This window comes from Ensifer sp. ENS08, from assembly GCF_014852195.1.
Lineage (GTDB): Bacteria > Pseudomonadota > Alphaproteobacteria > Rhizobiales > Rhizobiaceae > Ensifer > Ensifer adhaerens.
The window spans coordinates 49,671-65,512 of the sequence record NZ_JACVBF010000006.1; the positions used below are offsets into that span (position 1 = coordinate 49,671).

The window sequence follows — 15,842 nt, forward strand, 5'->3', positions numbered from 1 at the left end:
GGCCTCCGGGGAGAGCCACAAGCATAACGACGGGGAGGGGCCTTGCAGCCGCTCCCCGCCTGAAACCCTCCCATGAGGCGGAGGGGACCATCCTCGCGGAGAAACAATGTCCGGACTTGCCCTTCAAAACGTCGTCAAGGAATTCGGAGCCTTCAGGGCCGTCAACAATGTCGATCTGACGGTGCCGCACGGCACCTTCGTCTGCATGCTCGGACCATCTGGCTGCGGCAAGACCACGCTGCTGCGCATGATCGCCGGGCTTGATCTGCCGACCGGCGGTGCGATCCGGCTCGACGGCGAGGACATCACCCGGGTTCCGACGCACAAGCGCAACCTCGGCATGGTGTTCCAGTCGCTGGCGCTGTTTCCGCACCTGACCGTCGGCGAAAACATCGCCTACCCCCTGCGCATCCGCGGTGCGGCAAAAGAAGACCAGAAGAAGCGCGTCGACGAGCTTCTGTCGATGATCCATCTCTCGGGCTATGCCGACCGGCCGGTCGCCAAGCTGTCCGGCGGCCAGCGCCAGCGCGTGGCGATCGCCCGCGCGCTGTCGATCTCGCCGAAACTGTTCCTGCTCGACGAACCGCTTTCGGCACTCGACGCGAAGCTGCGCGAGGCGATGCAGGTAGAACTGCGCCAGTTGCAGCAGAAGCTGGGCATCACCACCATCGTCGTTACCCACGACCAGCGCGAAGCGATGACCATGGCCGACACCGTCGTCGTCATGAGCGGCGGCGAGATCCGCCAGGCTGCGTCGCCGATCGAAATCTATCGCCGCCCGGCCGACAGCTTTGTCGCCGACTTCATCGGCCAGACCAACCTGCTCGACGTTCAGGCCGACAGTGCCGGCCGCGCGGAAGTGCTCGGTCATGTCGTCCCCGGCCTCGCCCTGCCTGCGGGCGCCAACAAGGGTACGCTGTCGGTTCGCCCGGAAGACGTGCACCTGACGGCGCCCGGCGCCGGGGCGCTCACCGGCAAGGTCACCTTCGTGCGCGATCTCGGCGGCACGATCGAAACCTTCGTCGATATCGCGGGACACCAGATTGTCGCCGTCTCGACGCCGCGCGCCCGGCCTGACGTTTCCGTCGGCCAGGAGGTCGGCATCGCGCTCACTCCGGATGTCTGCGTGGTGCTGAAGAAATGAGACGCGAACCGCCCCAGACCCTTGGCGACTACCTGCCGCTCCTCTTTCCGGCGGCCATGCTGACGATCTTCTTCGTCGTGCCCTTCGGCACGATGATCGCCGTCAGCTTCTTCCAGCGCCAGCAGGGCGGCTTCTATACGCCGGCCTTCGTCTTCGACAATTACGCCCGCTTCCTCTCGGTCTTTTTCGGCGGTGTGCTCGGCTTTTCGCTGATGCTCGCCGTCATCGTGGCGATCTGCTGCGTCGTGCTCGCCTTGCCCTTCACCTACATGCTGACGCGCATGGCGCGGAAGGTACAGGTCGTGTGGCTGGTGGCGCTCCTGTCGATCCTGTCGCTCTCGGAAGTCATCATCGGCTTTGCCTGGTCGACGCTGTTTTCGCGCACGGCCGGGATCACCAACATCCTCGTTGCGCTCGGCATCATGGAGCAGGCCAAGGCCTTGACGCCGAGCTTCGGCGCGGTCTTGACCGGCATGGTCTATCAGGCCTTCCCCTATACGGTGCTGGTGCTTTTCCCGGCGCTCGTGCGCCTCGATCCGACGCTGACGGAAGCCGCCCGCACACTCGGCGCATCACCGCTCAAGGCCTTCTTCACCGTGGTCGTGCCTGCGTTGCGCAACACGATCACCGCCACCTTGATCATGGTCTTCATCTTCGCGCTCGGCTCCTATCTGTTGCCGCAGCTGCTCGGCCGGCCGCAGCACTGGACGCTGTCGGTGCTGATCACCGACCAGGCGATCTACCAGTCGAACATGCCGTTTGCCGCCGCCATGGCCGTGTTCCTCGTGCTGGTCACGCTCGGCCTCGTGGCGCTCACCGTGATTGCCGGACGCAAGGGAGAAGCGGCATGATCTCGATCTTCCGCAAGGCCTACTTCTTCCTGATCGGCCTGTTCCTGTCGCTGCCGCTGATCGTCGTTGCCGGCGTCTCGGTCAACCAGAAGCAGACGCTCGCCTTCCCGCCGCAGGGCTTTTCGCTCTCCTGGTACGGCGAGATCTTCCTCAATCCGGAATGGCGCAACGCCCTTTTTGCCTCGGTGACGCTGGCCGTGCTTTCGGCGGCGCTTGCGGTGGCGATCGCGCTGCCGCTCTCCTGGTTCCTGTGGCGGCGGATCGCGCCGTGGGCGAACATTTTCCAGCTTCTCGGTGTCGCGCCGTTCACGCTGCCGCCTGTCATCACCGCGCTCGGCATGCTCACCTTCTGGGCGACGGTCGGTTTCTACGGCCAGCCGTGGACGGCCGTCGTCAGCCACGCAATCTTCTTCGTGACGCTGCCGCTGGTGACGTTGTCGCTCGGTTTCACCTCGATCGACCGCTCGCTGGTCGAGGCCGCCTCGACCATGGGGGCGGATGAGCGCACGATCTTCCGCACCGTCGTGCTGCCGCTGATTCTGCCCTATATCGTGTCGGGCTACGCCTTCGCCTTCGTGCTGTCGCTCAACGAATACATCGTTGCCTACATGACGGTCGGCTTCACGGTGGAAACGCTGCCGATCAAGATCTTCAATGCGCTGCGCTACGGCTATACGCCGACCATGGCGTCGGTGACGGTACTCTTCGTCACGACCGCCGCGGTGATCTTCAGCCTCGTTGCCCGTTTCGGCGACCTGCCGAAGCTGCTTGGCGCCATGTCGTCGGATGGAAAATGATGAAGCTCGCCGCCCTCCAGATGCAATCGGCGGCGGGTGACGTCGCCGCCAATCTTGACCGCATTGCCCGTGCCGCGGCGGAAGCTGCAGGACAAGGGGCGACGCTGCTTTTGACGCCCGAACTCGGCGTCACCGGCTATGGCGCCGGCGAGGCGTTGACAGCGCTCGCCGAGGCGCCGGATGGCGCGATCGTTCGGCGCCTCAAGGCGATTTCCGCTGAGACGGGCATTGCGCTCATCGCCGGCTTTGCCGAGCGCGACGGCGACGACGTCTATAACAGCGCCGTCTATGTCGATGGCGATGCCGCGCCGGTCGTCTACCGCAAGTCCCATCTCTACGGCGACTATGAGCGTTCGATCTTCCGCGCGCCGGAGCCGTCGACGCGGCTCTTCACACATCGTGGCGTCACCTGCGGCATGCTGATCTGCTACGACGTCGAGTTTCCGGAGAATGTGCGGCGGCTGGCGCTCGCCGGCGCCGAGGCCGTGCTGGTGCCGACGGCGCTGCCGGCGGGCTGGTCCGGCGATTTCATCGCCGAGCACATGATCCAGACGCGCGCCTTCGAGAACCAGGTGTTCGTCGCCTACATCAACCATTGTGGTTCGGACTCGCTGTTCTCCTTCGCCGGGCTGTCGCGCATTGCAGCACCCGACGGGCAGTTGCTCGCCAAGGCGGGGTCTGGGCAGGAAGCCGTGCTCCTCGTCGACATCGACCCCAAGGCCTACGCAATCTCCCGCCTTGAAAACACCTATCTCGGCGATCTCAATCGCCGCTGAGCGCGCCTCGATCGCCGTTGCGCCTCAGCGATGGCAGCGCGGACGGGCCGTTTGTTGTTCACCTGAGGAGAACGTTCTGTTCTCTATTGGTCTACTGTCGGAAACGATGCGGCATCCCATATTGGGCTCAACAGCAATGCCAACGCATTGGAGGCAATCATGAGCTTGCAACTGACTGGGATCCATCACCTGACGGCGATCACCGCCAACGCACCGGAAAACCTGCGCTTCTACACCGAGACGCTCGGGCTGCGGCTGGTCAAGAAAACCGTCAACCAGGACGACACCACCGCCTATCACCTCTTCTATGCCGACGGGCGCGCCACGCCCGGCACGGACTTGACCTTCTTCGACTGGCCGGTCGGGCCGGAAGGGCGCGGCACGCACAGCATTTCGCGCACGGGTCTGAGGGTCGGCAGCGCCGAAACCGTTCGCTGGTGGAAGGACCGCTTCGACGAACTCAAGGTCACGAGTGGAGAGGTCACGGAGATCGATGGCCGCACCGCGCTTGATTTCGAGGATGGCGAAGGCCAACGTTTCCGGCTGGTCGACGACGGCGGGCTTGCGCCCTCACACCCCTGGGAAAAGAGCCCGGTGCCGGCCGAGCGCCAGATCAAGGGCCTCGGACCGATCACCATCAGCGTGCCTGACATCACCAACACCGAACTCGTCCTGACGCATGTGATGAACATGAGCAAGGCCCGCACCTATCCGTCGCCGGACGGCGAGGGGGAAGTCAACGTCTTCACCATGGGCGAGGGCGGTCCTGCGGCCGAACTGCACGTGGCCGTCCAACCGGGATTGCCGATCGCGCGTCAGGGCGCCGGTGCCGTGCACCACGTCGCCTTCCGGGCGCCTGATAATGCGGCGCTGACGGAGTGGACGGAACGGCTTAACGGCTTCCGTCTGCCGTCGAGCGGCGAGGTCGAGCGCTATTATTTCCGCTCGCTCTATTTCCGCGAGCCGAACGGCGTCCTCTTCGAGATCGCGACCGATGGTCCCGGTTTTGCCGTCGACGAGCCGATGGAAACGCTCGGTGAGAGCCTGTCTCTGCCGCCGTTCCTGGAGCCGAAGCGCGCGCAGATCGAGGCCCGGCTGAAGCCGCTCGTCTAACGGTCTGATCCCAACGAAAAGCCGGGGCTCGTCCCCGGCTTTTTTGTCTCTATCCCTCTGATCCCGTTGGACATCGGTTCCGCGCGGACCCATCATGACAGCTGTTGCGTTGCCTATGTCGATGGCATCCCGCCTCGCGCTTCGAGGCGCGCCCGCAAGGACTTGGAAAAGGACCAGACCTCATGACAAAAATCCTCGGCATTTCCGGGAGCCTGCGCAAGGCGTCGTTCAACACCGGCCTGATGCGGGCGGCCGCGGAAAACCCGCCTGGTGGCGTCGAATTCGACACCGCGACGCTGCACGGAATTCCGCTCTATGACGGCGATGTCGAAAAGGAGAGCGGCATTCCGGACGCCGTGACGGCGCTGAAGCAAAAGGTGATGGCTGCCGACGGCGTCATCCTGTTCACGCCGGAATACAACAACTCCATCCCCGGCGTGTTCAAGAACGCGATCGACTGGATGAGCCGGCCTTCCGCCGATATCGCCAAGGTGTTTCGCGGTCGGCCCTTTGCGCTTGCCGGCAGCTCGCCCGGCAATTTCGGCACCATTCTCAGCCAGAACGCCTGGCTGCCCGTCATGCGCACGCTCGGCGCCGAGCTCTGGTCCGGCAAGCGCCTGATGCTGCCCAAGGCGGATACGCTTTTCGATGAGGCGGGGACGCTGACGGACACGGACGCCCGCGACCGGCTCGCCGCCTTCGTCAAGGCATTTGCGGATTTTGCCGGCGCTGAGGGAGCGCGGTAGTCTGCCGACACAGTGAGGCGCTAAGGCTGCCCCGGACATCGCGGACAGGACTGGGTATGGATGCTCGGGCAAAGCCCAAGCATGAGGGTGAGGGAGCGAGCGCTGTTGGATTTCTCGAAAGCATTCGCCGAAACGACCTCAGAAACGCTTAGAGGCCCTTATCCTGCAGCCATTGCTGGATAGCCGCGATATCTGGCGCGCCGATCTCGTGGCCCATGTCGAGGTCGACCGCGGTCAGATCCGCGCGCGTGCGGACGAGCTCTTCCCTGAGGCGTGGAGCGAAGTCGCCGTAGCTGTCGTGCTTGCCGGTCAGGAGCAGCACCTTCGTACCCGAGAGATCCGGCGGCGGCACGTCGTCGAGGACGAGCATTGAGCGCATCAGTACGACATTGCGCACGAGCCCCGGATACAACAGCATCAGGGCCACCAGAAGATTGGCGCCGTTGGAGTAGCCGATGAAAACCGTCTTCTCCAGATCGATGCGGTAGCCGTCGCGGGCACCCTCGACGAAGGCAGCAAAGGCCTCGGCTTCCGACCGCACGTCCTTCTGGTCGAAGGTCGTCGGCGAATAGCGCCGGAACCAGCGCGGCGTTCCCTCCTCGTTCGACCGGCCGCGAATGCCGACAAGCGTCGCCTGCCTGTCGACCTGATGGGCGAGGTGGAGAAGCTGCGTTTCGTTGGCGCCGCTGCCGTGCAAGAGCATGAAGGTGCGGTCATCCAGCACGCCAGGGTGATAGAAGCGGTGCACGAAGGGCAGGTCGCGCTCGGTCAGCCGCGGTTCTCCCGGCAGGGCGAACTGCGGCATGGCCAGCAGCATTTCTTCGCGCGCGGCGCTGAAATGCGCCGGCACGAAGAGTTCGGTGCCGAGTGTTTCCTTCGGTTCGTCGACGGTGAAGCCGGGCACGTCGCTGGCCAGTTCGTAGAGCGACCCACCGGGTTCGCGGACGTAGAGCGAATAGAAGTATTTGCGGTCATGCGCATTGATCGCGCCCGCGCCATCCCGTTGCAGGTCCTCGTGCACCCGTTCCACGGCGGCTCGGTCGGGCGCGCGGAAGGCGATGTGATCGATCGTTCCGGTTCCGGGGGCAGACGTCCAGAAGCCGCTTGCATTGCGCACGTCGATGGTGTCGCCGGAGGCGGAGGTGAGCCGCCGGATCGCGTCGGTTGCGCCGGTTTCCGTATAACCGAAATGGGACGTCAGGAAGCGAACGGAATCCTCCGGCTTTTCCGTGAGGATCGTGGCGCCACGCAGGCGGCGGATGGCGTCTTCCGCCGGGATATCGCGCGGGCTCCAGGGGGCCGCACCCGAAACCAACTCGGTGCCGACGAGCTTGACGATGACACCGTCCGGATCCTTGAGCCGCAGCACCGGCTCACCGAACTCCTGCGCTGGCCCTGACGTGGCGATGTTGAACTGCAGCGCGCGGGTCAGCCAGAAGCCGATACTCTCCGGCCGGATGGCAAACGCGATTTCGCTCGGCTGGCCATGGCCCACGCGGCCGCGGCCGCCGTCTTCCCACATCAGGAAGGTCACGAGCGAACCCGGCGAACCCTCGGCGTCGCCGTAAAAAAGGTGCAGCTGGTTGGCGTCCTCATAGCCGCCCGTCCGCTTGACCAGGCGCAAGCCAAGAAAGCCGACATAGAAGTCGACGTTTGCCTGGACCTTCCGGGCAATCAGGGTGATGTGATGGATGCCGCTCGTCATTCTTAGTCCCTCATTATCGTCGTCCCACAAAACACGATGTGTCCCGCCAGCACCAGAAGGGTCGCCGAGAACGCAGTGTCAACGTAGGAGGATCAATCGCCATCCCTGTCGAGGAACGCCTTGAAGGCATCCGCATATTTCGGATGCCAGCGCGACAACGGCGGCCGGTTCGCGACGATGTCGCCGGCGGCCCAGAGGATACGCCGTTCGTCGGTCGCGCGTGGCACGTCGTTATCAGGGCAGAGGATGTAGAAATCCCCGCGCGCCAGGCTCTCCATCATGAAGCCGACCGTCTGTTCCGACGTCCAGGCGCCGGCGGGCTTTTCCGTGCGGCCGCCAGCCGTCAGCCCGGTGTAGACGAAACCGGGGATCAGCAGGTGCGCGTGGACCTGGCTTCCGGCGGTGTTGCGCAGCTCGTGCTCCAGCGCCTCGGTAAAGACCTTCACGGCCGCCTTGGAGACGTTGTAGGCCGGGTCGCCGGGCGGCGTGGTGATGCCCTGTTTCGAGCCAGTGTTAATGATGACGGCCGGTTTGCCGTGGGCGATCATCCGGGATGCAAAGACGCGCGAACCGTTGATGACGCCCCAGAGATTGACCCCGAGCGTCGCCTCCCAGGCGGCCAAGGGGCCGAGGATCGCGCTGCCGGGCTGAATGCCGGCATTGTTCATGAGCACATGCACGTCGCCGAGCCGCTGATGAACCTCCCGCTCAAGCGCTTCCAGCGTGTCGGGCCGCGAGACGTCTGTCGCGATGGCCGTGACGTGCCGCGCCCCGCCGGGCGAGGCGGCTGCGACTTCGGCGGCCGCCTTCTCCAGCTTGTCGCCCGCGAGGTCGGTGAGCACGACGTACATGCCGAGCGTCGCGAAGTGTCTGGCAGCCGCAAGGCCGATGCCGGAAGCAGCACCGGTAACGACGGCGACATTGCCGGGGGCGAAGGCAGGGTGGGACATGGTGAAGCTCCTGTGGCGGGGTCGAGTGCAAGAGATAGGGCGCCAAGGGCTGGCTGTCCATGATCATGGCAACGATGGCGCTTCGGAAAACCAAGTGTTTTCAGGGTTGTATCTTGTCACCTGCGATGCCGGCGCTACTTGCAGTTTTGGACGCAAAAGCCTGAACGAACGCATGCGGTGGATGGAACGATGAACGAAATGACAGCCCGCAACGAAAAGCGCACCCCTTGCGAAAGCTGTCCCTTGCGCAAGCTCGATCATTTTCGTGCCTTTACCGGCGAAGAACTTGCCTTCGTTTCGCAGTTCAAGACTGGCGAACTGGCGGTCGATGGTGGCGCGACCATACTCGTCGAAGGCGCGCACAGTGCGCACCTTTTCACCGTGCTTTCCGGCTGGGGCTTCCGCTACAAGATGCTCGATGACGGCCGCCGCCAGATCCTCAACTATGTGATGCCCGGCGATCTGATCGGACTGCAGGGCAGCCTGATGGGGGAGATGCAGCATTCGATCGAAGCGCTGTCGCCCGTCACTCTCTGCGTCTTCGAGCGCGGCAAGCTCAACCGTCTGTTCGAGAACTACCCTGAGCTTGCCTATGATCTCACGTGGATCGCTGCACGCGAGGAGCGCATTCTGGATGAAAACCTCTTGAGCATCGGCCGCCGATCCGCGCTGGAGCGGGCGGCCTATCTCATCGCCTTCCTCTATCAGCGGGCGGAGGTGCTCGACCTCTTCAGCAACAGCCGCGTCGCCATTCCGATCAGCCAGCAGCATGTGGCCGACACGCTGGGTCTTTCGATCGTTCACACCAACAAGACTTTGAAGAAACTTGCCGAACGGGGCCTGATCCGCTGGGCGGAGAAGGGCTGCAATGTCCGCGACATCGACGGCCTGCTTGCGGTTTCAGGCTGGGAAGGGCTCCGCGAACCCAAGCGGCCGTTCATCTGACGTGCCCAGTCGAAGCCGATCGATGCGGCGCCGGGGCCGCATCGATGTCAAGGTGGGGGAGATCAGGCGGCAACGATCGCCCGCAGCATCCACAGAGCCTTTTCATGGAAGTTGAGGCGATCGGTCAGCATGTCCGTCGTGACCAGGTCGCCGTTTTCATCGGCCTTGGTGCCGGCCTCGCGTATGCGCCGCGCCGCCGCTTCGTGATCGGTGATCAGGTCTGCCACCATCTCGGCCGCCGTCGTGTGGTTGACCGAGGCGGCGCTGGGGGCGAAGGTTTTTGCTTCGGCGAGCTTCGCCGGCGCCAGGTGGCCAAGGGCGCGAATGCGCTCGGCAATGATGTCGGTTGCCTTGAACAGCGCGTTGTAGTGCTCTTCGGTCAGTTCGTGCAGCGGCTTGAACAGGGGTCCGACCACGTTCCAGTGGTAGATGTGGCTCTTGATCACCAGCTTGTAGGTATCGGCAAGGATATCGGAAAGCGCGGTTGCCATCTGCTGGCGATAGGCCTTCGTCAGGCCGATGTCGAATTCTTCGTCCCTGACCTTGGGCTTCAGCACGGCGGCAGTCTGTTTCATTCTTCTGCTCCAGTTCTGTCTTGGAATGTCGAGCGGAGGCGGCCGAGGGCCACGCCGCATGAACTGAACGCCGCGACGAAAGGCTTGTTCCCGATCCCGTCATGACGCTCACATGTCTTTTTTAAATGCCAGGTCAGGCCATTGGAGCCTAAGCTCAGTCGTTGCCGTTGCCTCAGTGGAGGTTCCGGGACTCTGGACGGCATTCCGCCTGGAAATGCGCCTGCAGCGACGATGACTGCCGTCGCTGTGCGTGAAAAATGGAGTGCATTGACATGGCCGAGCTTTCACCGTCCGTCCGGACGGTCCTCGTTCTCGAGGACAACTTCATCATCGCCATGGACGTCGAGGAAATCCTCGCTTCTCTCGGAATATTGCAGGTTACGATCGCCGGAAATGCGAACCAGGCATTGGAACTGCTGGCGCTCCAGGCCTTCGATTTCGCGATCCTCGACGTCAATCTCGGCGATCACACGAGTTTCGTGGTTGCCGATGCCATGCTTGCCCGCGGCATGCCGTTCGGCTTCACCAGCGGCTACGGCGATGCCGAGCACTTCCCGACCTATCTCAGGCACGTTCCGCGGATCGACAAACCCTTTAACGAGAAATCGATCGGCCAGCTGATCGCCGCTGGGATCCAGACGAGAGAGGCTTAGGAACCGCCTCAGCCCTTGCGCGACCTGCTCAGGGCTTGCCGCGCGATACGAACCAGGGATTGGCGAAGTCGCTGTCGTCCTTCTGGTTGCGCTTGCCGTAGGTGAGCGGCGTGCCATCCATCGTCAGCGTTTCGCCACCGGCGGCCCTCAGGATCGCGTCGCCAGCGGCGGTGTCCCATTCCATCGTCCGGCTGAAGCGGGGATAGACGTCGGCCACGCCTTCGGCGAGCAGGCAGAATTTCAAGGACGAGCCGACCGTCCGGTAATCGGCGATGCCGTGTTTTTCGAGGTAGTCGATCGTCTCGGCGCTGTTGTGCCAGCGGCTGGCGAGCCCCACCATGCGATCCCCGCAGCTGCGGCAGCCGATGATCGTTTCTTCGGTCAGGCGAAAGCTGCCATCAATAACCGACTTTACCGCCTTGCCATGGTGTGCCGCATAGAGGATGCCAAGCGCCGGGGCGTAGACGACGCCCGCGACGGGCGCGCCGTTTTCGATCAGCGCGATGTTGACGGTGAAGTCATCGTTGCGGCTGATGAATTCCTTGGTGCCGTCGAGCGGATCGACAAGGAAAAACGACTTGCCGGAAGTCTCCGGCACGAAGCCGGCAGACACCGCTTCCTCGGCGACCACGGGGATGTCCGGAAAGGCCGAGGCGAGGTCTGCCAGGATGATGCGTTCGGCCGTCGTGTCGGCATCGGTGACCGGCGAGCAGTCAGGCTTGTGGGTGACCTCCGGCCCGGCATTGTAGATGTCGAGAATGGCCCGACCCGCCGTTATTGCCGATTGTTGCAGTATCTCCAGCATTCGCCCTGTCTTTCGGTCCGTCATCAGGCCCATAGCATATTGAGAGGAAGATTATAGCCATGCTTTTGACATGGAAGGCGGCTCTTTACGCGTGGTCGCAGCTGATCTGCGGGGCGGAGCATCTCAAGCTTTTTTGCAATTGCGAGCGGCTTTGCGTCTTTGCTTCCGCGTTCCGGCTGTGCAAATGTGCCGGCGCAACTGAACTGGATGCCTTCATGCGTTATTCCGCCTTCTCGCTTGTCAGGAACGCCCTTTCCGGAAACCTGAACTGGAAACCGCATTGGCGCCAGCCACAGCCGAAATCCCACTATGACGTGATCATCGTCGGCGGCGGCGGCCATGGGCTCTCGACCGCCTATTATCTCGCCAAGGAATTCGGCGTGAAGAACGTCGCGGTCCTGGAAAAGGGCTATCTCGGCTCGGGTAATGTCGGCCGCAACACGACGATCGTGCGTTCCAACTACATGCTGCCGGGCAACGAGCCCTTCTACGAGTTCTCGATGAAGCTCTGGGAGGGGCTGGAGCAGGATCTCAACTACAATGTGATGCTGTCGCAGCGCGGCGTCATCATGCTCTACCACAGCGACGGCCAGCGCGATGCCTATGTGCGCCGCGGCAATGCCATGTGGATGGAAGGCGTGGCAGCGGAGCTCATCGAGCGTGAGCAGTTGAAGAAGATGATCCCCTTCCTCAACTACGATCATGCCCGCTATCCGATCCTCGGTGGCCTGCTGCAGCGCCGCGCCGGTACCGCGCGGCATGATGCGGTCGCTTGGGGCTATGCCCGCGGCGCCGACCAGCATGGTGTCGACATCATCGAGCATTGCGAAGTGACCGGCATCCGACGCGAAAACGGTGTCGTCACCGGCGTCGAAACGACCAAGGGCTTCATCGGCTGCGGCAAGCTGGCGCTGGCGGCGGCCGGCAACACCTCGCGCGTCGGCGAAATGGCCGATCTGAAGCTGCCGCTGGAAAGCCATGTGCTGCAGGCCTTCGTGACCGAGGGGTTGAAGCCCTGCATCGATCACGTGATCGTCTATGGTGGCGGCCACTTCTACATCTCGCAATCGGACAAGGGCGGCCTCGTCTTCGGCGCCGAGATCGACGGCTATTCGTCCTATGCCCAGCGCGGCAATCTGGCGACCGCCGAGCACGTGATGGAGGAGGGGGTAACGATGATCCCCGGCCTGTCGCGCGTTCGGGTGCTGCGCGCCTGGGGGGGCGTCATGGACATGAGCATGGACGGCTCGCCGATCATCGACCGCACCTCGATCGACAATCTCTACTTGAACTGCGGCTGGTGCTACGGCGGTTTCAAGGCGACGCCGGCTTCCGGCTACTGCTTCGCCCACCTGATCGCCAAGAACGACACCCATCCGGTGGCGCGCGCCTTGAGGCTCGATCGCTTCGCCCGCGGCTATGCCGTCGACGAGGCCGGCGCCGGCCCGCAGCCCAACCTTCACTGACAGGACACGGCCGGCCCGCCGGCTCGTATGGAATGAACAGGAAGCCGGAGTGCGGCTTCAGGACACGGAAGACGATGGCAAGCCTGATTACCTGCCCGCATTGCGGGGTCCGACCGAAGGAAGAATTCGCGATCCGCAGCGACGCCTCGCGCGGCCGTCCCGAGCTGATGGATTCGGACGAGGCCTGGCATGACTACGTCTATGTGCGCGCCAACCCGCGTGGGCGCACGTTGGAGCATTGGCATCACATCGCCGGCTGTCGCCGCTTCCTGGTGGTCGAGCGCGATACGGCCACCCACGAGGTCTATTCCGTCGTCGATGCGGCCGAGTTTGCGCGGAGGGCTGCGCGATGACCAGCTATCGTCTTTCCTCCGGCGGTCTCGTCGATCGCAGCAAAACGTTGAGCTTCACCTTCGACGGCCGGCCGCTGCGCGGATTTTCCGGCGATACGCTCGCCTCCGCACTTCTTGCCAATGACCAGCTGCTCGTCGGCCGCAGCTTCAAATACCACCGGCCGCGCGGCATCGTCAGTGCCGGGCCCTCCGAGCCCAACGCGCTCGTCACCCTCGGCACTGGTGCCCGCACCGATGCCAACACCAAGGCGACCGTCGCCGAGCTCTATGGCGGGCTGACTGCCAAAAGCCAGAACCGCTGGCCGTCTCTCGGCTTCGATGTCGGGGCGGTCAACGGCGTCCTTTCGCCGTTCCTCGGCGCCGGCTTCTACTACAAGACCTTCATGTGGCCGAAGCAGTTCTGGGAGCGCGTCTACGAACCCATCATCCGCCGCGCCGCCGGCCTCGGCCGGGCGGTGCTGGAGCGCGACCCCGAGAGCTACGAGAAGTCCTGGGCGTTCTGCGACCTGCTCGTCGTCGGTGCCGGTCCCGCCGGCCTGATGGCAGCACTGACGGCCGGCCGCGCCGGCCTTCGGGTCATCGTCGCCGACGAGGATTTCCGGCTCGGCGGCTCCCTGCTTGCGACCGGCGAGACCATCGACGGCGCGCCGGCATCGGTCTTTGCCGACCGCACCGTCGCCGAACTGCAAGCGCTGCCCAACGTCACGCTGCTTTCGCGCACCACGGTCTTCGGCTGGTATGACGACAACGTCTTCGGCGCGGTTGAACGCGTGCAGAAACACGTCGCTGAACCGTCTTCGAAGCTCGTGAGCGAGCGTGTCTGGCGCATCGTTGCCAAGCGCGCGCTGATGGCAACCGGTGCCGAGGAACGCCCGCTGGTGTTCGGCGGCAATGATAGGCCCGGCGTGATGATGGCGGGCGCCATGACCACCTATGCCGAGCGCTATGGTGTGGCCGCCGGCAAGCAGATCACGATCTTTACCAGCGGCAGCGCCGGGTACCGCACGGCGCGGGCCCTTGCGTCCAAGGGCGTCGCCATCGCGGCGATCGTCGACGCCCGCGCTGAGGCGACCGATCACGCGCCCGAGGGTGTCAGGGTGATCCGCTCGGCCTCGATCGTCGACACCAAGGGCAGGCAGCGCCTCAAGGGCATCTTCGTCGAACGCTCCGGCTTCGAGGAACTGATCGCCTGCGATGCGCTGGGGATGTCCGGTGGCTGGAGCCCTGTCGTGCATCTTGCCTGCCAGCGCGGCGCAAGACCGGTCTGGTTGGAGGAATTGAACGCCTTCGTCGCACCCGATGTCGGTGGCGGCCTGCGTCCCGTGGGCGCTGCAAACGGTGTCTACACGCTCTCGGGCTGCCTGTCCGATGGTGCGGAGAAGGCCGCAGCGATTGCGGCCGACCTCGGTTTCAGCGCCAGCTCGGCCGCAGCACCGGTCGTCGATGGCGAAGAGGCCACGTCCTTTTCAGCGCTCTGGTATGTGCCGGGCGCCAAATCGAAGGCCTTTGTCGATTTCCAGAACGACGTGCATGCGAAGGATCTCGGCCTGGCGCTGCGCGAAGGTTTCGGCCATGTCGAGCACGCCAAGCGCTACACGACCAGCGGCATGGCGACCGATCAGGGCAAGCTTTCCAACATCAATGCCGTCGGCATTCTCGCCGGCATGCGCGGCGTCAGCCCGGCAGAGGTCGGCACCACCACCTTCAGGCCGTTCTACACCCCGGTCTCCTTCGGTGCACTTGCCGGCACGGCGCGCGATGAGCATGCAGCGCCGGCGCGCAAGTCGCCGCTGCATGGCTGGGCGATGAAAAATGGCGCGACCTTCGTCGAGGCCGGGCTCTGGCATCGTTCCGCATGGTTCCCGCGCGCCGGCGAAAAGACCTGGCGCGACAGCGTCGATCGAGAAGTCTTGAACGTGCGGGCCAATGTCGGCCTCTGTGACGTCTCGACCCTCGGCAAGATCGAGGTCTTCGGCCCCGACGCTGCGGAGTTCCTCAACCGTCTCTATTGCAACCCGGTCCTGAAGCTGCCGATCGGCAAGGCGCGTTACGGCCTGATGCTGCGCGAAGACGGTTTCGTCTTCGACGACGGTACGGTCAGCCGCTTCGACGAGGAACATTTCTTCGTCACCACGACGACGGCGATGGCCGGTCCCGTCATGGCGCACCTGGAATATTGCGCCCAGACGCTCTGGCCGGAACTCGAAGTCCGCTTCACCTCGTCGACCGACCAATGGGCGCAGATGGCGATCGCTGGTCCGAAAGCGCGCGCGGTGCTGCAGCAGATCGTCGATGGCGATATTTCCGATGGTGCGTTTCCGTTCCTGTCAGCCCGCAAGATCGCCCTGAAAAGCGGCGTGTCGGCGCGGCTCTTTCGCATTTCCTTCTCCGGGGAGCTGGCTTTCGAACTGGCGGTGCCGGCAGGTTATGGCGAGGCGGTGGCCGACCAGATCATGGAGGCCGGCCGGCCGCATGAAATCTGTGCCTATGGCGTCGAAGCCTTGAACGTGCTGCGGCTGGAGAAGGGTCTGCTGACGCATGCCGAATTCGACGGTCGCGTGACGCCAGACGATGCCGGGCTCGGCCGAATGCTCTCGATGCAGAAGACCGACTTCATCGGCAAGCGCCTGTCGACGCGCTACGGCCTGACGGCGGCGGATCGCATGCAGCTCGTTGGTCTGAAGCCCGTCGATGCCGACAAGGACATGCGGGCCGGAGCGCATCTTCTGAAGGAGGGGACCAAGCCCTCGACGCTGAACGATCAGGGTTGGGTCAGCTCGGCCGGTTTCTCGCCGGTCCTTGGGCACGCCATCGCGCTCGCCTTCCTGAAATCCGGGCGCGAACGCTATGGCGAGAAGGTCGTGGTGTTCGACAAGCTGCGCGATCAGGAGATCGTCGCCGAGGTCTGCGACCCGGTCTTCGTCGATCCGCAAAATGCAAAGCTGAAGGCCTGAGGAGGCGGT

At 64.0% G+C, this 15,842-nt stretch carries 15 protein-coding genes; 11 read left to right on the forward strand and 4 right to left on the reverse strand.

The window, feature by feature from the left end:
* Window positions 1-106: 106 nt before the first annotated feature.
* From IB272_RS15525 to IB272_RS15550, 6 genes are all read left to right on the forward strand, one after another.
* Window positions 107-1,144, forward strand: a complete 1,038-nt coding sequence (locus IB272_RS15525; RefSeq protein ID WP_060520343.1) for an ABC transporter ATP-binding protein — start codon at window positions 107-109, stop codon at window positions 1,142-1,144.
* A complete protein-coding gene (locus IB272_RS15530; RefSeq protein WP_034798859.1) occupies window positions 1,141-1,995 on the forward strand; it encodes an ABC transporter permease in 855 nt (284 codons plus the stop codon). Before IB272_RS15525 ends, IB272_RS15530 begins: the two co-directional genes overlap by 4 nt.
* Entirely contained in the window at window positions 1,992-2,792 is an 801-nt protein-coding gene (locus IB272_RS15535) for an ABC transporter permease (protein ID WP_060582998.1), read from the forward strand. The genes IB272_RS15530 and IB272_RS15535 overlap by 4 nt, the downstream gene beginning before the upstream one ends.
* A complete protein-coding gene (locus tag IB272_RS15540) occupies window positions 2,789-3,568 on the forward strand; it encodes a carbon-nitrogen hydrolase family protein (RefSeq protein WP_060582999.1) in 780 nt (259 codons plus the stop codon). The genes IB272_RS15535 and IB272_RS15540 overlap by 4 nt, the downstream gene beginning before the upstream one ends.
* Before the next feature lie 159 nt (window positions 3,569-3,727).
* Window positions 3,728-4,681, forward strand: coding sequence for a ring-cleaving dioxygenase (locus tag IB272_RS15545; RefSeq protein ID WP_060583000.1), 954 nt, complete (start codon window positions 3,728-3,730; stop codon window positions 4,679-4,681).
* 182 nt (window positions 4,682-4,863) lie between these two features.
* On the forward strand, window positions 4,864-5,427 hold the full coding sequence (locus tag IB272_RS15550) for an NADPH-dependent FMN reductase (RefSeq protein ID WP_060520347.1): 564 nt from the start codon (window positions 4,864-4,866) through the stop codon (window positions 5,425-5,427).
* Window positions 5,428-5,575: 148 nt separating this feature from the next.
* Here the strand turns inward: IB272_RS15550 and IB272_RS15555 are convergent, their stop codons facing one another.
* Together IB272_RS15555 and IB272_RS15560 are read right to left on the reverse strand one after the other, a co-directional pair.
* Complete coding sequence (locus IB272_RS15555) at window positions 5,576-7,132, reverse strand: VOC family protein (RefSeq protein ID WP_060583001.1); 1,557 nt, start codon at window positions 7,130-7,132, stop codon at window positions 5,576-5,578.
* A gap of 92 nt (window positions 7,133-7,224) precedes the next feature.
* Window positions 7,225-8,082, reverse strand: a complete 858-nt coding sequence (locus IB272_RS15560) for an SDR family NAD(P)-dependent oxidoreductase (RefSeq protein ID WP_060583002.1) — start codon at window positions 8,080-8,082, stop codon at window positions 7,225-7,227.
* A gap of 189 nt (window positions 8,083-8,271) precedes the next feature.
* Between IB272_RS15560 and IB272_RS15565 the strand changes: the two genes are divergently transcribed.
* Window positions 8,272-9,027: a Crp/Fnr family transcriptional regulator gene (locus tag IB272_RS15565; protein WP_034798848.1), complete on the forward strand. Its 756-nt coding sequence runs from the start codon at window positions 8,272-8,274 to the stop codon at window positions 9,025-9,027.
* A gap of 62 nt (window positions 9,028-9,089) precedes the next feature.
* On the opposite strand, the gene IB272_RS15570 is transcribed toward IB272_RS15565, so the two are convergent.
* Window positions 9,090-9,602 (reverse strand): DNA starvation/stationary phase protection protein, encoded by a 513-nt coding sequence (locus IB272_RS15570; protein ID WP_060583003.1) that lies wholly within the window; start codon window positions 9,600-9,602, stop codon window positions 9,090-9,092.
* 266 nt (window positions 9,603-9,868) lie between these two features.
* Here IB272_RS15570 and IB272_RS15575 point away from each other — a divergent pair, with 266 nt between their 5' ends.
* On the forward strand, window positions 9,869-10,255 hold the full coding sequence (locus tag IB272_RS15575) for a response regulator (RefSeq protein ID WP_034798951.1): 387 nt from the start codon (window positions 9,869-9,871) through the stop codon (window positions 10,253-10,255).
* 28 nt (window positions 10,256-10,283) lie between these two features.
* Here IB272_RS15575 and cysQ read toward each other — a convergent pair whose 3' ends face one another.
* A complete protein-coding gene (gene cysQ, locus IB272_RS15580) occupies window positions 10,284-11,060 on the reverse strand; it encodes a 3'(2'),5'-bisphosphate nucleotidase CysQ (RefSeq protein WP_060583004.1) in 777 nt (258 codons plus the stop codon).
* A 215-nt stretch (window positions 11,061-11,275) separates the two neighbouring features.
* Between cysQ and IB272_RS15585 the strand changes: the two genes are divergently transcribed.
* The 3 genes from IB272_RS15585 to IB272_RS15595 all read left to right on the forward strand — a co-directional run bounded on the left by IB272_RS15585 (window position 11,276) and on the right by IB272_RS15595 (window position 15,833).
* Window positions 11,276-12,526, forward strand: a complete 1,251-nt coding sequence (locus tag IB272_RS15585) for a sarcosine oxidase subunit beta family protein (RefSeq protein WP_034798844.1) — start codon at window positions 11,276-11,278, stop codon at window positions 12,524-12,526.
* A 74-nt stretch (window positions 12,527-12,600) separates the two neighbouring features.
* Window positions 12,601-12,879, forward strand: coding sequence for a sarcosine oxidase subunit delta (locus IB272_RS15590; protein WP_060583005.1), 279 nt, complete (start codon window positions 12,601-12,603; stop codon window positions 12,877-12,879).
* A complete protein-coding gene (locus IB272_RS15595; RefSeq protein ID WP_113135522.1) occupies window positions 12,876-15,833 on the forward strand; it encodes a sarcosine oxidase subunit alpha family protein in 2,958 nt (985 codons plus the stop codon). Before IB272_RS15590 ends, IB272_RS15595 begins: the two co-directional genes overlap by 4 nt.
* Window positions 15,834-15,842 lie beyond the last annotated feature (9 nt).

Coding starts and splice junctions, on each gene's coding strand:
- IB272_RS15560 (WP_060583002.1), bottom strand. CDS start 8,082: ATGTCCCACCCTGCCTTCGCCCCCGGCAATGTCGCCGTCGTTACCGGT.
- IB272_RS15535 (WP_060582998.1), top strand. CDS start 1,992: ATGATCTCGATCTTCCGCAAGGCCTACTTCTTCCTGATCGGCCTGTTC.
- IB272_RS15540 (WP_060582999.1), top strand. CDS start 2,789: ATGATGAAGCTCGCCGCCCTCCAGATGCAATCGGCGGCGGGTGACGTC.
- IB272_RS15550 (WP_060520347.1), top strand. CDS start 4,864: ATGACAAAAATCCTCGGCATTTCCGGGAGCCTGCGCAAGGCGTCGTTC.
- IB272_RS15530 (WP_034798859.1), top strand. CDS start 1,141: ATGAGACGCGAACCGCCCCAGACCCTTGGCGACTACCTGCCGCTCCTC.
- IB272_RS15570 (WP_060583003.1), bottom strand. CDS start 9,602: ATGAAACAGACTGCCGCCGTGCTGAAGCCCAAGGTCAGGGACGAAGAA.
- IB272_RS15585 (WP_034798844.1), top strand. CDS start 11,276: ATGCGTTATTCCGCCTTCTCGCTTGTCAGGAACGCCCTTTCCGGAAAC.
- IB272_RS15555 (WP_060583001.1), bottom strand. CDS start 7,132: ATGACGAGCGGCATCCATCACATCACCCTGATTGCCCGGAAGGTCCAG.
- IB272_RS15545 (WP_060583000.1), top strand. CDS start 3,728: ATGAGCTTGCAACTGACTGGGATCCATCACCTGACGGCGATCACCGCC.
- cysQ (WP_060583004.1), bottom strand. CDS start 11,060: ATGCTGGAGATACTGCAACAATCGGCAATAACGGCGGGTCGGGCCATT.
- IB272_RS15525 (WP_060520343.1), top strand. CDS start 107: ATGTCCGGACTTGCCCTTCAAAACGTCGTCAAGGAATTCGGAGCCTTC.
- IB272_RS15590 (WP_060583005.1), top strand. CDS start 12,601: ATGGCAAGCCTGATTACCTGCCCGCATTGCGGGGTCCGACCGAAGGAA.
- IB272_RS15595 (WP_113135522.1), top strand. CDS start 12,876: ATGACCAGCTATCGTCTTTCCTCCGGCGGTCTCGTCGATCGCAGCAAA.
- IB272_RS15565 (WP_034798848.1), top strand. CDS start 8,272: ATGAACGAAATGACAGCCCGCAACGAAAAGCGCACCCCTTGCGAAAGC.